At 64.2% G+C, this 645-nt stretch carries 1 protein-coding gene; it reads left to right on the top strand.

What is annotated here, in order from left to right; translation table 11 throughout:
• The coding region (locus EOD15_RS35180) for a zinc-binding dehydrogenase (protein ID WP_148129849.1) at nucleotides 1-645 on the top strand (645 nt) is incomplete at both ends.

Genomic DNA, 645 nt, shown 5'->3' with positions numbered 1-645 from the left:
CCGTTGCCGATTTCGGCGCAGCGGTCACCGAATACAAGGTCGGCCAGCGTGTATCGGGCGAAGGCCACATCGTCTGCGGCCATTGCCGCAACTGTCGCGCCGGGCGAGGGCATCTGTGCCGCAACACGCTCGGCGTCGGCGTCAACCGTCCCGGCGCTTTCGGCGAGTATCTGGCGATCCCGCAGCATAATGTCGTGCCGATCCCCGATGATGTGCCCGACGAGATCGCCGCGATCTTCGATCCGCTGGGCAATGCCGTTCACACCGCATTGTCATTTGATCTGGTCGGCGAGGATGTGCTGGTCACCGGCGCCGGGCCGATCGGCATCATGGGCGCGCTCGTCGCGCAATGCGTCGGCGCGCGCAAAGTGGTGATCACCGACATCAACCCGGTGCGGCTGGCGCTGGCCAAGAAACTCGGCGTCCAGCATGTCGTCGACGCCTCGAAGGAAAAGCTGCGCGACGTCATGCCGGTGCTCGGCATGACCGAGGGGTTCGACGTCGGCCTCGAAATGTCGGGCGCCGCCCCCGCTTTCCGCGACATGATCGACACCATGAACAATGGCGGCAAGATCGCCATTCTGGGCATCGCGCCGACCGGCTTCGAGATCGACTGGAACAAGGTCATCTTCAAGATGCTGCATC

The organism is Mesorhizobium sp. M7A.T.Ca.US.000.02.2.1 (genome assembly GCF_003996995.1).
In the GTDB taxonomy this organism is placed as follows: Bacteria; Pseudomonadota; Alphaproteobacteria; order Rhizobiales; family Rhizobiaceae; genus Mesorhizobium.
Note: the sequence above shows the minus strand (reverse complement) of the source record. Positions and strands in the feature narration are given on the sequence as shown.